The 18,963-nt window shown below is 41.3% G+C and carries 16 protein-coding genes; 10 read left to right on the top strand and 6 right to left on the bottom strand.

Going from position 1 to position 18,963, the window contains the following annotated elements:
• Positions 1-91: 91 nt before the first annotated feature.
• Complete coding sequence (locus tag DP117_RS27795; protein ID WP_169221433.1) at positions 92-853, bottom strand: superoxide dismutase; 762 nt, start codon at positions 851-853, stop codon at positions 92-94.
• A gap of 413 nt (positions 854-1,266) precedes the next feature.
• Between DP117_RS27795 and DP117_RS27790 the strand changes: the two genes are divergently transcribed.
• From DP117_RS27790 to DP117_RS27775, 4 genes are all read left to right on the top strand, one after another.
• Positions 1,267-1,959, top strand: coding sequence for a sigma-70 family RNA polymerase sigma factor (locus DP117_RS27790; RefSeq protein WP_169221432.1), 693 nt, complete (start codon positions 1,267-1,269; stop codon positions 1,957-1,959).
• Positions 1,940-2,806: a ParB N-terminal domain-containing protein gene (locus DP117_RS27785; protein WP_169221431.1), complete on the top strand. Its 867-nt coding sequence runs from the start codon at positions 1,940-1,942 to the stop codon at positions 2,804-2,806. The genes DP117_RS27790 and DP117_RS27785 overlap by 20 nt, the downstream gene beginning before the upstream one ends.
• 1,143 nt (positions 2,807-3,949) lie before the next feature.
• Positions 3,950-4,474: a hypothetical protein gene (locus DP117_RS27780; RefSeq protein WP_169221430.1), complete on the top strand. Its 525-nt coding sequence runs from the start codon at positions 3,950-3,952 to the stop codon at positions 4,472-4,474.
• Between the two features lie 1,233 nt (positions 4,475-5,707).
• Positions 5,708-5,977: a hypothetical protein gene (locus DP117_RS27775; protein ID WP_169221429.1), complete on the top strand. Its 270-nt coding sequence runs from the start codon at positions 5,708-5,710 to the stop codon at positions 5,975-5,977.
• A 215-nt stretch (positions 5,978-6,192) separates the two neighbouring features.
• Here the strand turns inward: DP117_RS27775 and DP117_RS27770 are convergent, their stop codons facing one another.
• Positions 6,193-6,534: a helix-turn-helix transcriptional regulator gene (locus DP117_RS27770; protein ID WP_169221428.1), complete on the bottom strand. Its 342-nt coding sequence runs from the start codon at positions 6,532-6,534 to the stop codon at positions 6,193-6,195.
• Between the two features lie 100 nt (positions 6,535-6,634).
• Between DP117_RS27770 and DP117_RS27765 the strand changes: the two genes are divergently transcribed.
• Positions 6,635-6,814, top strand: coding sequence for a hypothetical protein (locus tag DP117_RS27765; protein WP_169221427.1), 180 nt, complete (start codon positions 6,635-6,637; stop codon positions 6,812-6,814).
• A 1,693-nt stretch (positions 6,815-8,507) separates the two neighbouring features.
• Entirely contained in the window at positions 8,508-9,089 is a 582-nt protein-coding gene (locus tag DP117_RS27760) for a hypothetical protein (RefSeq protein WP_169221426.1), read from the top strand.
• An 83-nt stretch (positions 9,090-9,172) separates the two neighbouring features.
• Here DP117_RS27760 and hpsU read toward each other — a convergent pair whose 3' ends face one another.
• The 4 genes from hpsU to DP117_RS27740 all read right to left on the bottom strand — a co-directional run bounded on the left by hpsU (position 9,173) and on the right by DP117_RS27740 (position 12,990).
• Entirely contained in the window at positions 9,173-9,736 is a 564-nt protein-coding gene (hpsU, locus tag DP117_RS27755) for a hormogonium polysaccharide biosynthesis acetyltransferase HpsU (RefSeq protein ID WP_169221425.1), read from the bottom strand.
• Positions 9,737-9,973: 237 nt separating this feature from the next.
• Positions 9,974-10,915: a glycosyltransferase family 2 protein gene (locus DP117_RS27750; protein WP_169221440.1), complete on the bottom strand. Its 942-nt coding sequence runs from the start codon at positions 10,913-10,915 to the stop codon at positions 9,974-9,976.
• A 15-nt stretch (positions 10,916-10,930) separates the two neighbouring features.
• Positions 10,931-11,863, bottom strand: coding sequence for a glycosyltransferase family 2 protein (locus DP117_RS27745; protein WP_169221424.1), 933 nt, complete (start codon positions 11,861-11,863; stop codon positions 10,931-10,933).
• Between the two features lie 353 nt (positions 11,864-12,216).
• Positions 12,217-12,990 carry a hypothetical protein gene (locus DP117_RS27740; RefSeq protein ID WP_169221423.1) on the bottom strand — a complete coding sequence of 258 codons (774 nt, stop codon included), beginning with the start codon at positions 12,988-12,990 and terminating at the stop codon, positions 12,217-12,219.
• 268 nt (positions 12,991-13,258) lie between these two features.
• Here DP117_RS27740 and cobU point away from each other — a divergent pair, with 268 nt between their 5' ends.
• The 4 genes from cobU to DP117_RS27720 all read left to right on the top strand — a co-directional run bounded on the left by cobU (position 13,259) and on the right by DP117_RS27720 (position 18,846).
• On the top strand, positions 13,259-13,807 hold the full coding sequence (cobU, locus tag DP117_RS27735) for a bifunctional adenosylcobinamide kinase/adenosylcobinamide-phosphate guanylyltransferase (RefSeq protein WP_169221422.1): 549 nt from the start codon (positions 13,259-13,261) through the stop codon (positions 13,805-13,807).
• 119 nt (positions 13,808-13,926) lie between these two features.
• On the top strand, positions 13,927-14,358 hold the full coding sequence (locus DP117_RS27730; RefSeq protein ID WP_169221421.1) for a hypothetical protein: 432 nt from the start codon (positions 13,927-13,929) through the stop codon (positions 14,356-14,358).
• Between the two features lie 249 nt (positions 14,359-14,607).
• Positions 14,608-15,573 carry a ribonuclease Z gene (locus tag DP117_RS27725; protein ID WP_169221439.1) on the top strand — a complete coding sequence of 322 codons (966 nt, stop codon included), beginning with the start codon at positions 14,608-14,610 and terminating at the stop codon, positions 15,571-15,573.
• 1,002 nt (positions 15,574-16,575) lie between these two features.
• Positions 16,576-18,846: a tyrosine-protein kinase domain-containing protein gene (locus DP117_RS27720; protein WP_169221438.1), complete on the top strand. Its 2,271-nt coding sequence runs from the start codon at positions 16,576-16,578 to the stop codon at positions 18,844-18,846.
• Positions 18,847-18,963: the final 117 nt, after the last annotated feature.

Genomic DNA, 18,963 nt, shown 5'->3' with positions numbered 1-18,963 from the left:
ATGGGGAGATGGGGAGAAATTCAAAATTCAAAGTTCTTTTTTTTGAATTTTGAATTTTGAATTTTGAATTGTTTAGTTCCCTCATCCTCTGTCACGTCGCCTGAGTTGCCTGTGCAAACCGTTTATTAATTTCATCCCAGTTCAGAACATTCCACCAAGCATCCAAGTAATCGGCGCGGCGATTCTGGTACTTGAGGTAGTATGCGTGTTCCCATACGTCATTACCCATAATTGGGTAGTTACCTTCACTGAAGGGACTGTCCTGATTAGCTGTACTTGTCACCGTAAGCTTGCCATCTTTGGTACGGACTAGCCAAGCCCAACCACTCCCAAAACGACTTGCACCAGCTTCGTTAAACTGCTTTTTGAATTCAGCAAAACTACTGAAGTTTTGTTTGATAGCATCGGCGATCGCCCCTGTTGGTTCTCCACCACCATTCGGCTTCATGATTGTCCAAAACATTGAGTGGTTCACATGACCACCACCGTTATTACGCACCGTTTTACGAATATCTTCAGGTACATTGTTAAGGTTACGCAGCAGCTGTTCAACAGTTTGACTTTTCAGTTCTGGATGTTTTTCTAATGCTGCATTTAAGTTTTTTACGTAAGTCGCATGATGTTTGTCATGATGAAACCGCATTGTTGCAGCATCAATATGTGGTTCAAGCGCTTCGTAGGGATAGGGTAGCTCAGGTAGCTGGATAGCACCTGTTGTGTCTGGACTTGGTGTGTCTGGACTTGGTTTGTTTTCGCTTGAAGCATTCTGTTGTGCCAAAGCACAAGAATCTAAAATAAAAGCACCCGCACTAGTTCCAAGTAAAAATAAGAAATGACGACGAGCAATAGCCATAATAGTGACTGTGGCAGAAAAATGTTATCTTCGGCTGTTATTTTTGGAAATTTAGACTAAATCTTATATCGATTTTTAATTTTAACGATAAATAGACCATTACAAGTGTCAATTCTTAATACTGATACAAATAAGTATTAATAGTTACACGATTGAAATCAGAAAAAATACAGCTTTCTGATGAATTGATTTGGCATGACATTTTAGCAGGTGAACAAAGTAAGCTTGTCTACCCTGAATTATTTTACCGGGTTTACGCAATAGCAACAACCAATAGTTAAATGTAAAGCAAGTGTAAAGTTGTGCTTCCGTGTTTTCCCTACTTATCGATTCAGTGCGATATGCGCTATTCATATCTTTAGAAATTTCTTCTCAGTGGTTTTATGGGTGCATCATTAAAAAATAGGACTAAAGTGAGTCCCGCAGTTGACGTCAAAACACGTAACCAGATTGCTCAAACACACAGTAAGCTGGTTCATAAAATCGTGCATCGTTGGGTCAAAAAATGTAATGAAAGCTACGAAGACTTGTATCAAATTGGATTCGTTGGACTTCTCAAAGCAGTTGAACGCTTTCAGCCAGAAATGGGTAATGCTTTCAGTTCTTTCGCCGTTCCTTACATCCAAGGTGAGATTCAGCACTACTTGCGGGATAATGCATCGCCTCTCAAGATTCCTCGTTCCTTCATAGAAAAGCTAGGTAAGATCAGACGACTCAGAAAGCAGTTTATTGCTTTAGGAAGACAAATAAATGAAGCGGAAGTGGCTGCCAAACTAGGAATCAGCACTCAAGAGTGGGAATCTTTAAAATTGACAGTTTCCCAGCGCTTAACAATCAGTTGGGACGAGTTGTCCTACGAACCGAAAATAGAAGAATTGGAAACAATCAGTCAACAAGAACTCAATCATCGGCTACATGAAGCCATCTCCAAACTCAGTTCCAAGCATCAGCAGGTGATTCGGGAGTCTTATCTTCTCAATAAAAAAGTCACCGAAATAGCCAAACGTTTGAAAATTTCAACAACAGAAACAGAAGAATTGATACAGGAAGCCATCTTTGTTTTAAACTCATCATTGACAGCATCTTATGGAAGTTCATGTGGTTGAGCTTGACAGGAAGCAACTAAGACTTGACGGTGAAACGCAACCAAGAGAGAAACTCGATAAAAAACATATCGAAGACTTGGTAGGCGATTGGAACAAGGGCGCTCAGTTTGAACCTGCCTTAGCTTACTACGACGGTCAGGACTACTGGTTAATAGACGGATATCACCGCAATGCTGCGCTTGAGAAGTTGGGTGAGAGTAAAATTCTCGTCGAAATCCGCTGTGGAACGCTTAAGGATGCTAAGTGGCATAGCTACTCAGTGAATCAGCACAAAGCTTTAAAGCGCAGTAATGCTGATAAGCAACGAGCTATCATAGGAGCGCTCAAGCATCCTTACGGTGCCTGCAGAAGTAACGTAAAGATAGCTGAACACTGTGGAGTGGACGAAGGTACTGTACGTGCTTGGCGCAAAAAGCTTGAAAGTAGAGGTGAAATTGCACCGAATTATGAACGGACAGTAACGCGTCAGGGGAAGACTTACAGCCAAAAAACCACTCGTATTGGTAGTAGTAAACTAAATCACCAAGAACAACAAAAGTTCAAGGTCATTTGTGAAGATTTACCTTATCACGGACAAGTTGTAGAAGTTGTCGAAGTCAAAGCCGGTGATTGCTACATCTGTCGCACAGCCACCGGTGATGTTTACCCCTTCTTTAAATCTGAACTTGACAGCGTGGATTCGGGTGTCACTCCCTCTGTTGTTACTCCTGTTGTTGCAACCCAGCAAGAATCTACAAGAGAGCAGCTCATTGCTTTAGTTGTTCGTTTGCCAGAGAATTGCCTAGATGATGCGATCGCACTTCTCAAACACAAGTTTGATGATCAACTTCCCCTCCTTCCAGGTTAGGGGTGGGAGAACGCATTCATTTTTGCACAAAATGCGCAACCGACCCATTGTCATAAAGCTCGCCGGACAGAAGATTCTGTCCGGCAGACTTTGCCCACAGCAAATTGATACTCCCACGCCTAGGGACTTCCAAAAATAAAATATCCCACAGGAAATAATGATCATCATTGTAAGGGGGAGGAAGCGTTAATCGTTGACTAACGCTTCCTCCCCCTCGTGAATTGACCAAAAACATTCTAAATTTAGGGGCTTGCACTCTTTATGAATTCTGAGTCCTTTCTTGGTCAAAAATTAATCAGCCTAACTCGCACAGGAGCATCCCAAATCAGACACTTTCCAATTTACGCATCACCGTTCCTTGTGCATACACTACGGGCATAGATTGAAGCGGAGAAAGCCTCCACTCCAACTTTTCTCAAAATGCACTCATTCAAAAAAAGAATCTATTTATTTTGTTATTTTGAATGAGCGAATGAGCGAATTTTAAATTCCTCGTAAGGAGTGGGGCTGCCTGACTAGTTTAAAGTTCCGCAACATCGGAAGTTCCGAAGAAGCAAAAACTGACCAACAAACAACTCAAAACTCAGTAGCTCACAAACTTTTCTCACTAGACCTCTCCAAAAATGATTTTTAGTGCAAGCGCGGGGTATTGGTTCCATAGCCATTTTTGGAGAGGTCTACTAGTAGTTTGTCACATCAATTTTGACAGGTCGTGAAGGCTAGAAACCCGGTTTCTTTAAGAAACCGGGTTTTTGATAACCTGTCAAAATTTGTGTGGTCGAGTACTAGTAGTCTGTCAAAGCAACTTTGTGCGGTGAAATAAAAAATCGCCTGCTTCCGGGTTAACTTGCTGCAGCAATGGTTCACTAAATAAATCAAGCAAGATTTTTCGCACCTAATGAGGAATTATTAATAACCCGCTTGATTTCGCTTCCTCCAGGAGTTTTTGTGCAGCACCGGAACCCAAATGGGGAGCACCTTTGCATTTTGTACAGGTTTTTTCCACAGCAACGGAGCAGCTCTTATGGCGAACAAACCAAAAATCCTCGACCATGTGCAAGGCAGGAGGATTAACTAGGGCATTCTATACAAGAAAGCCAACAACACTTCACTGCTGCTGGCTAATCATCAATAGGGTGCTGTATGCTAAAACTTTCGTTTATTCATCAATCTAAGCAATTGACAAAATTCCCATGCCTCAAAAGTGGTGGGATTGTTGGACTTTTACTACGCTTTGAAGTTGTGCCAACTTGTGCTTTACGTTCTGATATCAAATCGTTACAGACGTCTTCTCAAAAACTCTTTCCCGTGTGCTTATTTACTCTGAAATCAATTATACCACAATTTCTTCAGGAACAGCACATTCATCCACATCCTTTAAAGGGATGGGCTTTCTCTAAAATTTTTGTGAAAACTGCAACTATTGATCATAAAGAAATCGGTGTTCTCAAAAACTTTAAACTCATAAAAGCATTCATGAAGGTTGCACTAGAGAGACGAGCAGCCTTGATCACGACACAGCTAAACCAACACGGGATTAAGAGGGCTATTGCAGCCTATACTGAAATGTGCTTACTCAATTTATACAACTCACTTGCCTGTTCTCATGTTGAAACCTTAGATGGTCATAGAGGAAGCGGACGATTAGCGTTGGGTTTAAACGTGTAAAAACTGCGGTGCTAGAGGAGAAATAGCCCGATAAAAAGATTGTGAGCCACTTACGGTGAATCCAGCACTGCGGTTCTTGTTTCCCTGGTGTAAGTGACTCTGCCAGATCAGTGCAGTGCTATGTAGTCCGGGAGCCAGTGTTTTGTGGAGCAAGACTACTCGGATAAGAAACTTGCACGCGTATAGAAAGCTCTTGAACTCTTGAGAGAAAAATAGCTCTGCTTGTCTGGCTTGTCTTCCTTGTCCATCCTTTACCAAAAAGTTTTGACTAAACCCGCTTTATAGTGGGTGTGTATTCTGCCGGATTTACAGGTGAAGGGTGTGACACCTCATACCTATTACTGAGCAACCGCTTATATTGAATTATTTGCTTTTGGGTGAAGGTCTCACTCATCCTTACGGATATCGCAAAGTTTCTTTTGTGAATACCATTGGCAAACAGTGGAGCGAGTGAGTGCAAAGCACACGCCCTCACGTCGTTATGTGCCACGACAACATCTTGCCTCAGTTTCCACCGTCCTTTACCTTATATTTCTCAAATGAAAAATGAACTCCCAAGATGAAAACTCAAATGACAAAAAAGCTGACAGCATCATTTTAGACAAGCCTTGAAAAATAACCGTACCTTGAAAATTGAAGAAGGCAGCAGGAGCTGGAGGCAGAGAGCATTTATGTTTCGTTCAGACGGGGATACAAAACCAACTATGACGAAAACCACCCAATTTTCAATTTGGTAGGGATTTTAAACCCTTAGCTCTCTCTGGTCCCCCAGAAATCCCTTGCAATCAAATAAGGGATTAATTCCTTCAGCTCCTGCTGCTCTGGAGCCCTCTGCCTTTCTTGATAAAGAATTCTAAATCCACATCTATTCTAGTATAGATTACTGAGATAATTGTGCTTTTTGTAACTAAAAAAGTCTGTGCAGAATCAGAACGAAAAGTTCTGAGTTCTGAGTGATGAGTGCGCTGATTGAAAAACCACCCACAACAGCTGGGTTATCAATCAATTCTTTGGCAATGAGTACTGAGTTAAGAAGAAAGAGTTTGTTCTGCTTTCTTCAATCAGTACTCGCTCATAAGCATACTCTTTATGACTCAGTACTGAATACCGACTAGTGTGTCTTTTGCAATTGCACAGGCTTTGGCTTCTCCCTGTGATAAATCGACAGGGATTTTAAGCGGGAAATTTCGTTAAATTTCCGATAAATCTATCAGTACAGCAGACTAACAGACGATGCAAAGCAATCATTCTCAGGGTGCCGAAATCTACAATCCTTTTGCTGAATTATTTTCCAGCGAACGCAGGCGGACTCTTAGAGAGTGCGTTTTCGTGTTCGTAGATACTGCTTTTACCGCAGGCTATACACAAAACGAGGTGTTGGAAGCGTTTACAGATTGGTTTTTTCAGAATGATGAGGAGAAATTTGAAGAAGTCGTCAAATGTCTTGAGCGAATTGTAGAAAGTAGCTATGAGTCAACGTCCTTGGGGCAGGGAAAAGGGTAAAGGTTAAAGAGCAAGGAAACCTCATAACTAAAGTTAGGGGCCTGTATCCCTTGCCCTTTACCCCCTCCCTGCCTTGCGACCTGGCGTGAAACCCAAGACAAGCCACTGCTGCAACGGGAGGTCCGCATTGGGTCCTCCGTGGGGAGCTCGAATTTTTGAGGGGAGATCCCACCTTCCCCCCTCTTCGGTCAGTGTGAGGCTTTTCGTAAAATGAACTAAACCCCTGCACTCACCTCATCAACTAAAAGCTTAATCAAACGCACACACTCCTTTTTGGATAACTGCCTGGCGGTAGGGATAACATCCTCTGCCACTTTTGGTTTATGGGTGACTTCTGGTGCTTGTCCTCTAATTTCGGCAAGCAACTGTTCAAGAGTTTGTCCACGAGACGTGGCGATCGCCTCCAAATTTCCCAAATCTGGGATAACTTCTCCGCGTTCCCAAAGTTGGATAGTCACATAACTTACACCCAAATCCTTGGCAAATCTCCTCTGACTCCTCTCCCCCCTAGCTCCCTTAATGGCTTGTGCTAACTTATTGCGGGCGTCACCATCCATAATCATTTACTGAGTAATAAATTTCTATCATGACGTTGCACTTACTAGAATTTCAAGTTATAAATATATTTATCAATACTGGTAAGTACTTTTAAAGTATATGACTAGAGCTACTGAAACAGAAAGAATCAACGTCAACATATACATAGACAAAACTGTTGCCCAGAGGTTACACGAGTTCGCTAGGCAACAAGCAATGTGGAAAGGTCGGCTTGTGGAAGCAGCGATTGTCGAATATCTCAACAAAATCGAACGCAGAACAGGCACGACCTTTAACTAAACGTCACACAAGCAGTTACAACAGATGATTGAACAAGTCAGAATGCAGTATTCAGTAATCAACAACGAATCAACAACAAAGGAAGCTCCCTTCGGGAGCCGCTAACGTTAAGGTTCGTTTCTTTACGCAAATGTGACACGATTCAACGCGATGGCTTCGTCGGCCCTACTGCCCAATCTGCCCTTCAGGTAGGTTGCCCCGTTCCTTCCAGGAACGGGGGAGGGGTTTTCCAAAACCCCTCCCCAAATCTCCGATTTGGGGCAAAGTCGCTCCGCAACTTTGGGGCGTAGGGCCTTCCTTGCGTTTTGTACAGGTTTTCTCACGACACACACACTTTCCGCTCGAAAGACATTTCTTGTTCTATATCAGGGTTGCATCTTTACTTTTGTTTTTTTTATCCATATCAGGGTTTGCATCTTTAGTGTTGTTTTTTGAATTTGGAACAAGCGGATGTGTGATGTTTGAGAAGCGAAAGTTATGGTGACGCGTTGGGACAAAGAAATAGACTAAGCCCTATTCACTCAACGATATTGCAACGCTTACCTCAGATCTTGCACCTGTCCGTATAAGCTTGGGCACGAGGAAAAAACAGCGCAATAAAGTTACATGCTTTTTATTGGCTTTTGCCGGTAAAATAAGGGCTTTAGGGTTTGTACTGAGTGACAAAATCCCATCAATTTTTCTTGGCGCAAGATGTGAGTTACGCTCGCAACGGAGTTTCCAAATTAATGGACGTTAGCGAAGCGAGCCGTAGGCTGGGCTTAGTCGATTTCTCCAGTCATTTCTCCGGTGAGGAGGGTCTTTCTGCAGTAGGTCGCATCAGATGTGGGGCTTCTGCTGCCTCAGCTAAATTGCAGTCTATGGTGTAACTTTGAAGCATGAGATTGCCACGCTACACTTAGTTCCGCTGGCTGCGGACAGATTACACGAATGACACCAACTTGGTATAAGGTTGGGGTATTGTCAAAGGAGCATGCCGAGACGAAGCATGTCCACAAGAACAAAGACAGACATTTTTAGAGTGTTCCTAACATGACGACAGCGAGTGAAACCAAAAGCTCCGCACTCATCGTCTTCACAGTGCGTAGAGTATACAGCTAAAAACAGCTAATTCAAGCAAATCATCACGTATTAGTTGCTTATTTGCAACTTCTCAAAAAAAAGCCGCGTCAAGCGGCAAACTAACCAAAAAAACTTTCAAAAATTATGACATCTTTATCACCGAGGCGAAAGTCTACTGATGTCGTTTTATTACTGACTTCAGGAAAAAAAATAAGGCTTTCCTTACAACGAAGAGTCTGTAGTTTATCGTTCAAAAAGTTGCTTTACGCTACGTGCAGCCGTGAGGTTTTTAGTGTGGCTACATTCTCTCATAACTGCGCTCAAATATCTAGACACAGAAGAAATTCCCCAAGACACGCTATACACATGGATTTAATTCCCATGCAAAGGCACATAGAGCGTAATTAAAAGGAATTACTCCTCTACTGTGAAACTACAAAGGAGTCAGTCGGAGCAGTTCTTGTTTCCTAACTTATAGCACAAGCGCGTGTTGGAGATTTATTTTGATGGTTTTCCCCAAAAAGGGGCTTTTACTCTGTTGTTCTAATGACTTTGAATAGCTGAACTTTGAAGCAATTGAAATTGCTTTGGCACAAATCAAAACAGGCATAGCAGCGTAAGGAGGATAAAAGTGGAGTTGTATATTTACCCTGGTTGTACATCACAAGTTTGTCAATTTTGCCAATCCCAAAGCATCCCTAGAACTTTTCTGCGCGGAAAACCAGTTTGCTTGAAATGCACTGAGTTAAAGGGATTAAATCCAATTCCGTTTTCAACCAGAAGTAGACGCCAAGCGAACACATTAACTGAATTACCTTTATCTAAACAGGAAGAGGCAGCTATCATCTCACTACTGAGAATCCCTCAGACAACCTCAGAAATTGCATCTCACATCGCAATGAGTAGAAGTACGACTCTTAAAAAACTGACTTATCTGGAGGCTCGAAAAAAGGTTTTTCGGTTTGGAACCGGGGCTGGTAAGCCGTGTTGGTGGGCACTCAGTTTGGAGGCTGCAGTTCCCAATATGATTGACAAGAGCTTTCCAGAGCAATTTCTAGAACTGGTGCGTCTTGGGGAACTGAGCGTTTTGGAATTGAAGTTAAAGCTGGGGAAACGAATTGAGGATATTCTCTCAGTTGGCAGACGATTACAAAAAGCTGGTAAGGTGTGCTCGTATCTTAAGGACGACATCCAGTATTTCAAAGCGGTTTGACATCCTCTGAAGTTTTGTAGGTCATGAGCTTGTAGTACAGCACTACAGATAAAAATCCTTATCCGTTCTGCTTTCTGCCCTCCCTATCTCATCTTTCTTAGATATTGGGGAGTGCAGGGATTTCCCCAGCTAACTTGCCCAGGGGGTATGTCACTGAAAACAGTACTACGAGCACCAATTACAGCATTAGCCCCAATTGTCACTCCCAGTCCAATGAAGCAATCAGCGGCTATCCATGCTCCATTGCCAATGGTGATACTTCCTGTTTTCAACCCAAAAGCTGGGTCTGTTATATCATGGCTACCAGTACACAAGTAACTTTTTTGAGAGATAGCGCAGTGTTCACCGATGTTGATTTGGTCAAGACTGTAGAGAACTACGTCATCTCCAATCCAGCTGTAATCCCCGATTGTAATTTTCCAAGGATAAGTAAAGCGGGCACTCGGTCGAATTAATACGCCTTTACCAATATGAGCACCAAAAAGCCGCAGCAAGGCGCAACGTAGACTATTGAATGGGTGAGGAGTCAGGGGGAAGGCGATCGCCTGTACAAACCACCATAACAAAATATACCAACCTGCTCGTCCTCGATCAAACCAGGATTGGTTATATTTACGTAAATCTACAAAAGGTTCATCATTAGTCATTACTCAAGCTCACAAGCTTACTTGTTTCGTATCTCGTGGATAATTTTTGGAAGTGTCCTCCCCGTGGAAAAATTCGGTAAAAAACGGAGTCAGCACGCCAGGTCTCTCAACGCGCTTAACCCGCGCACGAGACTGGCTCCTTTGTCTAGTTTCACTGTCGGCACCCACGAGTACTCGTTCTAATAAGGCTGACTCCGTTTTTTATGGATTCATGCGTCCCCTTGTCCTCAGTTTCTCCTAAAGTACTGTTTGCCCGATTTCTTGAGATAGAGAAGGTTTCTCAGTACTGGGAGTAGATGTGATATTGAGATGACCACCATACTGCCGTAATTCGTATAGTTTTACGCCTATTTGATACTCATACTGACTTAAAAGTCGTGCATAAATATACCCGGCTCTACCATCCAAAAAGCCGCGCTGAATGATGTAAAACAAAACAAACCGCAAAAACGGTTTAAATGGTAATCGCACCCACAGTTTTTTCAGAAAGCGTTTACGTTGTACGGCATTCCCGAAGAGATTTGCGGCGATTGTATCACTATCATCTTTACCTGTGAGCAGATTTTGATAGACATGAGCTTCCCAATTGGAATAACGATTATGCCGTTCTATCCAGTGATAAAGGTCACGGAAATCTTCGTGTATCATATCGTTTTTCAGATATCCGGCTTTTCCATCCAAGATAACGTGTTCGTGAACTTCGTTATCACCAGTGTTGGGAATATCCTCTGTATTCAGGTTTTCGTAGTGACCTTTTTGATGTTTAAATAAACGTAAATTCCAATCGGGATATTTACCACCGTGGCGAATCCATGTTCCTAAAAAAAAGACTCGGCGGTTGAGGTAGTAACCATTGTGTTGAGGCTTTTGAATTGCTTGAGCAATTTCATCCCACAGTTCTGGGGTAATGCGCTCATCGCAATCAACAATTAACACCCATTCGTTACGGAAGGGTAAGTTTGCTAAAGACCAATTTTTCTTTTTAGGCCAGCTTCCATTAAAGTAAAACTGTACAACGTTTGCGCCATAACTTTGAGCAATTTCGACGCTTTTATCACTACTTTGAGAATCTACAACAAACACCTCATCAGCTCTTTGAACACTTGCTAGACAAGCGGGCAAATTGACTTGTTCGTTTTTTGCGGGTATCAGTACGGAAACTGGTAATTTGAAAGACATATCAGTCATGAGTTGCTACTCTTTCTTTGATTTGGACAGAAGACCCTGAATCGCGGTACTTAAGTAACCAATTTGACCATATGCATACACAAATTTATCAAACCTTTCTGCTGGATCACTAAAGTACTGTACTGTTTTATATAAGCCACGCAGAAATCGCTCGCTACCACGCTGCAACTGCCCTAAACCAGCTTTGCCAGCAAGTTGTTCCCGGTAACACTCACTCACCCCTTGCCACCAACCTCGATTAAAAAACCAAGAACGCTTAAGGCGTTCTGGGGCAACATTGTGAGCAACTTTGGCGTTGGGAAGATAAGCAACTTGCATTTGGTGTTGCAAGGCAAATTCAGTCATTTGCAGTTCTTCGTTGGATAGTAATTTTGTCCCAACTCGACCGAGATGAGTATCAAAACCCCCTATTTTTTCTAAAAAGCTGCGGCGTATAGAATAGTTTAAGCCTCTGGGGGTTTGTCCTGGGTTATCAATGTAGACGATACTATCGCCCAAGTCGTATGCTCCCAAATTGGCAGATAATCCTTTTGATAGCCAATGTGGTGCTTGGGTTCCTTCAGGCCATAGTAGAGTGACTTTGCCACCCGCAATTGCTAATTTGGGATTGTCTTTATAAGCCAAGTACAAAATCTGTAGCCAGTCAGAGCTAGCCTCGGCATCATCATCAAGATATGCCAAAATTTCAGCACTAGCAACTCTCGCGCCAGTGTTGCGAGCAACAGATAAACCAATGACAGGCTCAAAGATATACTTAAGGCGAGGATCGTGGCTTCTGTGTTTGACGACTTCGCTTGTGCGATCGCTCGACCCATTATCCACCACTATGACTTCAAACTCACCAAAAAAATCCTGTGCCAAAAGGCTATCTATCGCTGCGCCTAGATAGGTATCTCGATTGTGAGTGCAAATAATGGCAGAAATTTGCGGGTTTGGCATGAGCTTTATATTTTTGTTTTTGGATTTTGTTGGTTGTTTGTCTTTGGTTGATAGTTGTTAATTATTCTACTAATTACTAACCATTAACGATCAACGACTCACCAATCACAAAATCTAACTCTAGTCTGCTCTTTCGCTGATTATCAGCAAAATTTCCGACTGACCAATCGAGTTTTTTGAAAAAGATGAAATTATTTTTATTTCTTTGCAGAACTCAAAATACAGAACTCAGAATTCTGTTGACGAATTAATACGAATAAATTTGAGTTGCTGCGCATTCCGACTCATTAATAGGTGTAAAACAAGCTTTCTGAGTTCTGATTTAGTCAATTCTGTGCTTTTTTAGTCAAATTTCATGGCGATTGAATGTGACCGTGTAAAATCACAAGACTTTCTGCCAGTTGAGTCAGACGGATTTCTAGATATTGCTTTCGTCCCAAGAGTTGGCGTAACTTTTGGTAACGGGCGATCGCCATACTCACGCTAGCAACCTGATCAGCTGGACATGGACGTGACCACACTTTACCAGAAGCATCTAAACCACAAAGATGATACCCAGCACGGGGTGATTGACAGGAAACTTTGCTATCGGTTGCACAAATTTCTTCTACGTAATCCATTAAGCGATCAACTTCCGCATGGCGCAGTGTTGCAGTTCCTCCTGGTTGCGTTTTGTTTTCATGAGACTCTAGCCAGCCATTGACAATTGGTCCTTCTAAATAAAGATCTTGAATCTGCCGGACAATTTTTTGCAGTTCTTTTTGCCAGGAAGTGACACTTTCGTGAATATCTTGCAACAAATTCATTGCAAAGGCGGGATTTGCTCCGTTGCGATGGCTAGTAAAGTTAGGAGTTTTCAACTTAGGTAGGCTTGGTATCTTGCTACCACTCTCTTGCGCTGGAAAAGTCTGCACAGAGGTATCATGAGTCGGTGAGTTTTGTTCCGAGTCGGTAGAAGACTCCTGTTCAGAAAATGCAGGAGCAGTTTCTGATTGCTCTGATCCCCCAATGCTAATCCGAAACGATAGAGACTGCTTTGTTAAGCCATCTGCTTCAGCAGAAACACCAGTGTTGCGAGTTCCCAAATCGTGTAGAGTTGCCTCTATGCGTTTTATGCTTGCTTTCATACTAATTTCAAAGAAAGTGTGCTGTGCTTTGTAGTGTTCAACAATGAAGGCAGAAGAGCTACTCCGCTATCTCCTCCGTAGAAACCCCTCGCATGACGGCAGGGGTCAGTGACACTTATTAAAGTTATACTTACTTCATATGTCACACTTGAGCCTTCAAATGATGCTGGTGCTAGTCTTACTATTAAAAATTATTTTGTCGGCAAGTTGCCAGCCTGATGATGAAAAATTTTAGCCCTTCTCAATTCAACATACTAGGTAAACAGTTTTGAGTAAAGTCATATTAGTGACGGGACCAGCACGTTCTGGTAAAAGTGAATGGGCAGAAATGCTGGCAATGCAATCACAAAAAGTGGTTATCTACGTGGCAACGGCAGTAGAAAACTCAGATGATCAAGAATGGCAACAACGTATTCAACAACATAAACAACGCCGTCCTCAAGATTGGGCTACATTAGAAGTACCGTACGAATTGTCTACTGTTTTGACTGACGCAAAATCAAACAACTGTCTTCTGGTAGATTCTTTAGGCACTTGGGTAGCAAATCTGCTGGAACAAGATGAGTTAATTTGGGAAAATATTGTTAGAGAGTTTTTAGAAACAGTGCAGTTAGTTGCTGCTGATGTCATTTTTGTAGCTGAAGAAACAGGTTGGAGTGTTGTACCAGCTTATGCTGCTGGTCGAACCTTTCGCGATCGCCTAGGTCATTTAGTGCGTCAGTTGGGAGGAATCAGCCAAGAAATTTATTTAGTGACTGGGGGTCATGTTCTGAATCTGGGTTTGCTAGGTTCCCCTTTGCCTAGTCGAGGTAACTAAAGACCTGACTTCTTTTTGATGAGAAAGTAACCAATAGTTAACAACTTAGTAACTTTTCTTAAGAGTTTATTTAAAATTCCTCATCTAAAAACTAAAATCTACAGTCTAGAATGATTAGCATGGCATCACAAAAAGACGTAAAAAGATACTTAGCTTACTGGTTCCAGCTAGGCAAGAAAGTTGTTATCAACAACGGTGCGGCAACCTTACTGCCGCAAAAGGTCATTTCTGGTGACCGTTACAGTGATGAATTTGAAGAGTGCTGGCAAAGAATTATTTCACCTGAATCGGGGGACTGCTACTTAGAAGGTACGCACGAAACCATTTCAGAATTACTGACACCTGCTTGGGATTTGTCTCCTTGCTCTCGTTGCAGTATGCCAGTACCAGTGAAAAACGTGGGTATGCCTCCGTTGCTGTGTCCATGCTTTGATTTAATGGGCTGGCCTAATACAGAATTACCGGGACCTCGCTCCCCAGTCAATAACCAGGAGCAACTGAGGGCAATTCGCGACCGGCTTTTGAATAATCTATCATCAAGTAGCAGTTAAAGATTTACTCATCATTTACTCATCGTATGACACAAAGGTGCTAAGTTTGCTTGGCGTCTTTGTATCTTTTTTGTATTATTTAGTACCTGATAGTATTTTAAGATAGTGATTTTTGTTAAAATTCTGGATAATTTATAAATAAAATAACCTCCACAAAGATAGACATTCTGGCAAAAGAATTTTGCATTTTTCCGTGCCACTATAGAGAATAGAGTGCCAAATTCAGCAAGAGGAAGGCAAAATAAGGCTGTGCAGATAACATTTCTAGGGACGAGTTCCGGTGTACCTACGCGATCGCGTAATGTTTCTAGTGTCGCCCTGAGGTTACCACAACGCGCTCAGATGTGGTTATTCGATTGTGGCGAAGGGACTCAGCATCAAATTTTGCGGAGTGAACTAAAAGTCAGTCAACTCTCCCGAATTTTTGTGACTCACATGCACGGCGACCATATTTTTGGCTTAATGGGTCTTCTCGCCAGTTGTGGCTTAGCAGGAAATGTACAACGCGTTGATATCTATGGTCCACCCGGATTAAATGATTACCTGCAAGTCGCCTCGCGCTGCTCCCACACCCACTTTTCTTATCCTGTCAAAGTTCACGCCGTACGTCCAGGGGTGATTTACGAAGACGATGAATTCATAGTCACCTGTGGTCTTTTGCATCATCGCGTGACGACCTTCGGCTACCGTGTTTGTGAGAAAGACAGACCAGGACGTTTTGATGTAGAAAAAGCCAAAGCGTTGCAAATTCCTCCTGGTCGCATTTACGGTCAACTCAAACGGGGTGAAGTTGTGACTCTTGCTGATGGGCGAGTGATTGATGGTAAACAATTCTGTGGACCTACGGAAACTGGACGCAAAATTGCTTATTGTACAGACACAATTTATTGCGACGGCGCAGTCGAATTAGCACAAGATGCAGATGTGTTAATTCACGAAGCGACCTTTGCTCATCAAGATGCGGAAATGGCTTTTCAACGATTACATTCCACAACCACAATGGCGGCGCAAACCGCTTTAACTGCTGGAGTACGTCAGCTTATAATGACACATTTTAGTCCTCGCTATGCTCCTGGAAATGAAATAGACTTGAAAGATTTACTTCAAGAAGCTCGTACGATTTTTCCAAATACTGACATAGCATATGATTTTATGACTTATGAAGTACCTAGGCGGCGGGATAACGAATTAAATAAGGCGGAGGCTATAGCTTAAAACAGTAGACAGTACACAGTGACCAGTACACAGTACACAGTACACACTGATAACTGATAACTGATACTGCGCTTCCTTGATAACTGATAACTGATAACTGGTAACTGTTCATTTGTGTCTATCTTCACTAAATCTTTAATTCTGATGACCGAATAAATAAAAAAAAATCGGTTTTTGATTTCCTCGCAAGTCAATTCAAACACCTGTCTACAAGTTTCAATATATAAATATCAACCTTTAAAGCTGCTTGCTACTCAGCATACTGTATACAATTGTTAGTTTGATAAAACTGTTACCCATACAAACATATCAAAAGATTTGCTTGTTACCATTGAACCACTGATTTGATGATTGTCAAATTCCAAATCTTCAAACTTTTGCTTTACTTATCTTGTTCTAACAAGCATTAAGAGCGAGTTGCAAAAGATAAACATATAGATGAACAGTAGATGTTTGAGTATTCTTCAATACTAAGAATTTTCGATGCATAACTATTTGGAAAAAATCTTCTTATCAAGATAGTGCAATATTTCTGACAAAATTAACAGTATGACAATGATTGTATAAAAAACTTATGTTAGAACTACCAAGTCACAGAAATAGATTAATAACGATATGGTAAAGATAGACAAATAGGATTGACTATTTCAGCATTGTTCACTTAGGTTTAAATGAAAATAAAAATATTTGAGTAGAGGTTACATCTTGTCACCGTTATCGTCTTGAAGAAAAGTTTCTTACTTTTCATAGATGTTGTTCAAAATTTTAACTTTAAATTCTGTCTGACTTTTTAACGTATTTGGAAAATTAAGCTGAATGTTCTCGCTAAGTTGGAATAGTGTATGGTGTAGAAAAAAAGAAGGAGTTTATCAAGTCACAGAAGTTCAGAGTTAGTTTTTAGTAAAATTTTCTACCTGCACTTGTTTGATCTCCTCCAAAAAATTTCTCACAATTTTGTAGAAAAAGTAATTTGATATAAAGAGGACTTTGATTGTGGTTGACATGAGTCTGGAGCATAAACAAATAGTTATTGCTTCCCCACAAAGCAAGGCTAAGAGCAGAAAACTTTCTACAATTCTGCTTCGGCGACGCTTGCGAATTTTGGGGGTTTCTAGCATAGTTATGTCGGTTGCTAGCGTTCTGGCTTTAACTGCAAAACCGACATATCAAAGTACTATACAAATATTGGTAAGTTCTAAGCTAAATGAAGGGGTACAGTTAAGTCATACCCAAAAGGGAGCACAAAGCAATTTGACTGACTCTGATGTAGAAGTTATTGACTACACGACTCAACAGAAGCTCATGCTGAGTTCCAAGCTGATTCAAAAAGCAGTTGATTTACTTCATTCTGAATATCCATATTTAACAGTTGAACATATCAAAGGTAAGAAAGGTCAACAGGGACCTTTGGTGATTACTCCGTTAGAACAACGGATCGCAGAAAATAAAGCGATTAATCAAGTTTTTGAAATATCTTTTAAAGACAACGATGCAGTCAGAGCACAAAAGATTCTTCAATCTTTACAAAAGATCTATCAAGAACATAACATAGAGCGACGAAAACAGAGTCTTTCCAGAGGGCTAACTTTCATCAATCAAAGACTGTCCGAGGTGAAAGACAAAATGAATCAAGCTGAGAGAAATTTAGAAAAGTTTCGTAAAAAACATCATTTAATAGACCCGCAGCAACAAGGTAAAATTCTTCTAGAATCTCTTGCTGATATTACAAAACAGATCAGAATCACTCGTGCGCATCTTAAAGACTTACAAGCTCGTTACGACAACTTAAAACAAGAATTATCATCTTTATCCAAAAATGAACTTATTTCTTTTCGCTTGAGTCAATCAACCCGTTACCAAGCACTACTCAATGAAATTCAAAAAACCGATTTGGCTTTAGCTCAAGAACGGTTACGTTATACAGATAATTATCCAGAAGTCCAAAAACTGATACAGCAGCGACGTACTCAAGTAACGCTACTACAACAAGAGATTGAACGAACAGTAGGAGACAAAGCTGGGGAAGCGATATCCGATAATTTTTTCACACAAAAGTCACTAGATACAAAGATATTGTCTGGTACAAAAGAAGCACAACAGACTGCAAGACAAGTCACAGAAGGTGATTTCAAACTTGTAGAAGAGTTCATTAAGGTTCAGACAGCAGTCTTGGGATTGCGTGCTAATGAAAAAAGTCTTGCTAATTCAGAAGCAGAAATTCGCGCTGAACTCACTAAATATCCAAGTTTGATAGCAGAGTACAACCGTTTGTTACCAGAGGTAGAAACAAATCGCAAAACACTTGAGCAACTTATGGTAGCGCAACAGTCTTTAGGATTGAAGATGGCTCAGAGAGGGTTTAATTTCCAAGTCTTAGAAGAACCTCAAGTGGGAACTTATTTCATAAATAACAAGAAACTATTTCTATTACTTGGAGGAATGTTATTGGGACCGATTTTTGGTATTGCTGCAGCCCTGATATCAGAATCCAATAATATTATTTCTTCCCCAGAAGAGTTACAAAGTCTGACAAATCTCCGTTTATTAGGAGCAGTTCCAAAACTACCACATTTTAGTACGAGAAAGAGGTTGTTTCACCTACCTTTGCAGCGAATCAAGGCTGGTTTATCATCACAACCTATATCTGATGAAAAACAGCTCAGCGTCTACGGTTTGTTACCTTCCCATGAAACGCTCGATATGGTGTATCAAAACATTCGGATATCAAAGTCTTCTGTTCCTTACAAGTCTGTGATGTTGACTTCAGCAATATCGGGAGAAGGAAAATCAACTTTAGCGTTGGGACTTGCGATGAGTGCTACCCGTATGCATCAACGAGTTCTGTTGATTGATGCAAATTTGCGACAGCCAAATTTGCACAAAATCTTGGGATTAACTAATGATTGGGGTTTATCTTTATTGTTAGTCGAGGAAACAAATTCCTCTGCTAAGGAATACATCCAGCCTATTCATCCTTCTATTGATGTTTTGACTGCTGGACCAACACCTGAAGATATAGTTAAGCTCTTGAGTTCTGCACGGATGAAAGAATTGCTAGAATTTTTCAAGCAAACTTATGATGTTGTGATGATAGATACTTCTTCGATTATTGGCACAGTTGATGCCAGAATTGTAGCTTCTCTTTGTGATGGAATTGTCATGGTAGGGCGGATGGATCAGGTGACTTGCAAAGAAGTGATTCAAGCGACAGAAATCTTGAGTAATTTGAATTTAATTGGGATGATTGCTAATGGAACAGAGCGTTCCTTGTAAGTCTCTCATTTTATATTTCGGCGTTTGTTTCATTCATAAAATGTAAGAATTCAGGAGTCAGAATCCAGGAGCGGAGGCTGGTGGCTCCGCTTCTGACTCCTGAGTGCAGCAATTCTT

The sequence above is a fragment of the Brasilonema sp. UFV-L1 genome (assembly GCF_012912105.1).
In the GTDB taxonomy this organism is placed as follows: domain Bacteria; phylum Cyanobacteriota; class Cyanobacteriia; order Cyanobacteriales; family Nostocaceae; genus Brasilonema.
The sequence above is the reverse complement of the archived record's forward strand: the minus strand, read 5'-3'. Positions and strand labels throughout refer to the sequence as shown.

Excerpts from the sequence above, each read along its gene's own strand:
- DP117_RS27795 (WP_169221433.1), bottom strand. The coding sequence starts at position 853 with ATGGCTATTGCTCGTCGTCATTTCTTATTTTTACTTGGAACTAGTGCG.
- DP117_RS27785 (WP_169221431.1), top strand. The coding sequence starts at position 1,940 with ATGGAAGTTCATGTGGTTGAGCTTGACAGGAAGCAACTAAGACTTGAC.
- DP117_RS27780 (WP_169221430.1), top strand. The coding sequence starts at position 3,950 with ATGCTAAAACTTTCGTTTATTCATCAATCTAAGCAATTGACAAAATTC.
- DP117_RS27775 (WP_169221429.1), top strand. The coding sequence starts at position 5,708 with ATGCAAAGCAATCATTCTCAGGGTGCCGAAATCTACAATCCTTTTGCT.
- DP117_RS27770 (WP_169221428.1), bottom strand. The coding sequence starts at position 6,534 with ATGGATGGTGACGCCCGCAATAAGTTAGCACAAGCCATTAAGGGAGCT.
- DP117_RS27765 (WP_169221427.1), top strand. The coding sequence starts at position 6,635 with ATGACTAGAGCTACTGAAACAGAAAGAATCAACGTCAACATATACATA.
- hpsU (WP_169221425.1), bottom strand. The coding sequence starts at position 9,736 with ATGACTAATGATGAACCTTTTGTAGATTTACGTAAATATAACCAATCC.
- DP117_RS27750 (WP_169221440.1), bottom strand. The coding sequence starts at position 10,915 with ATGTCTTTCAAATTACCAGTTTCCGTACTGATACCCGCAAAAAACGAA.
- DP117_RS27745 (WP_169221424.1), bottom strand. The coding sequence starts at position 11,863 with ATGCCAAACCCGCAAATTTCTGCCATTATTTGCACTCACAATCGAGAT.
- DP117_RS27740 (WP_169221423.1), bottom strand. The coding sequence starts at position 12,990 with ATGAAAGCAAGCATAAAACGCATAGAGGCAACTCTACACGATTTGGGA.
- DP117_RS27730 (WP_169221421.1), top strand. The coding sequence starts at position 13,927 with ATGGCATCACAAAAAGACGTAAAAAGATACTTAGCTTACTGGTTCCAG.
- DP117_RS27720 (WP_169221438.1), top strand. The coding sequence starts at position 16,576 with ATGAGTCTGGAGCATAAACAAATAGTTATTGCTTCCCCACAAAGCAAG.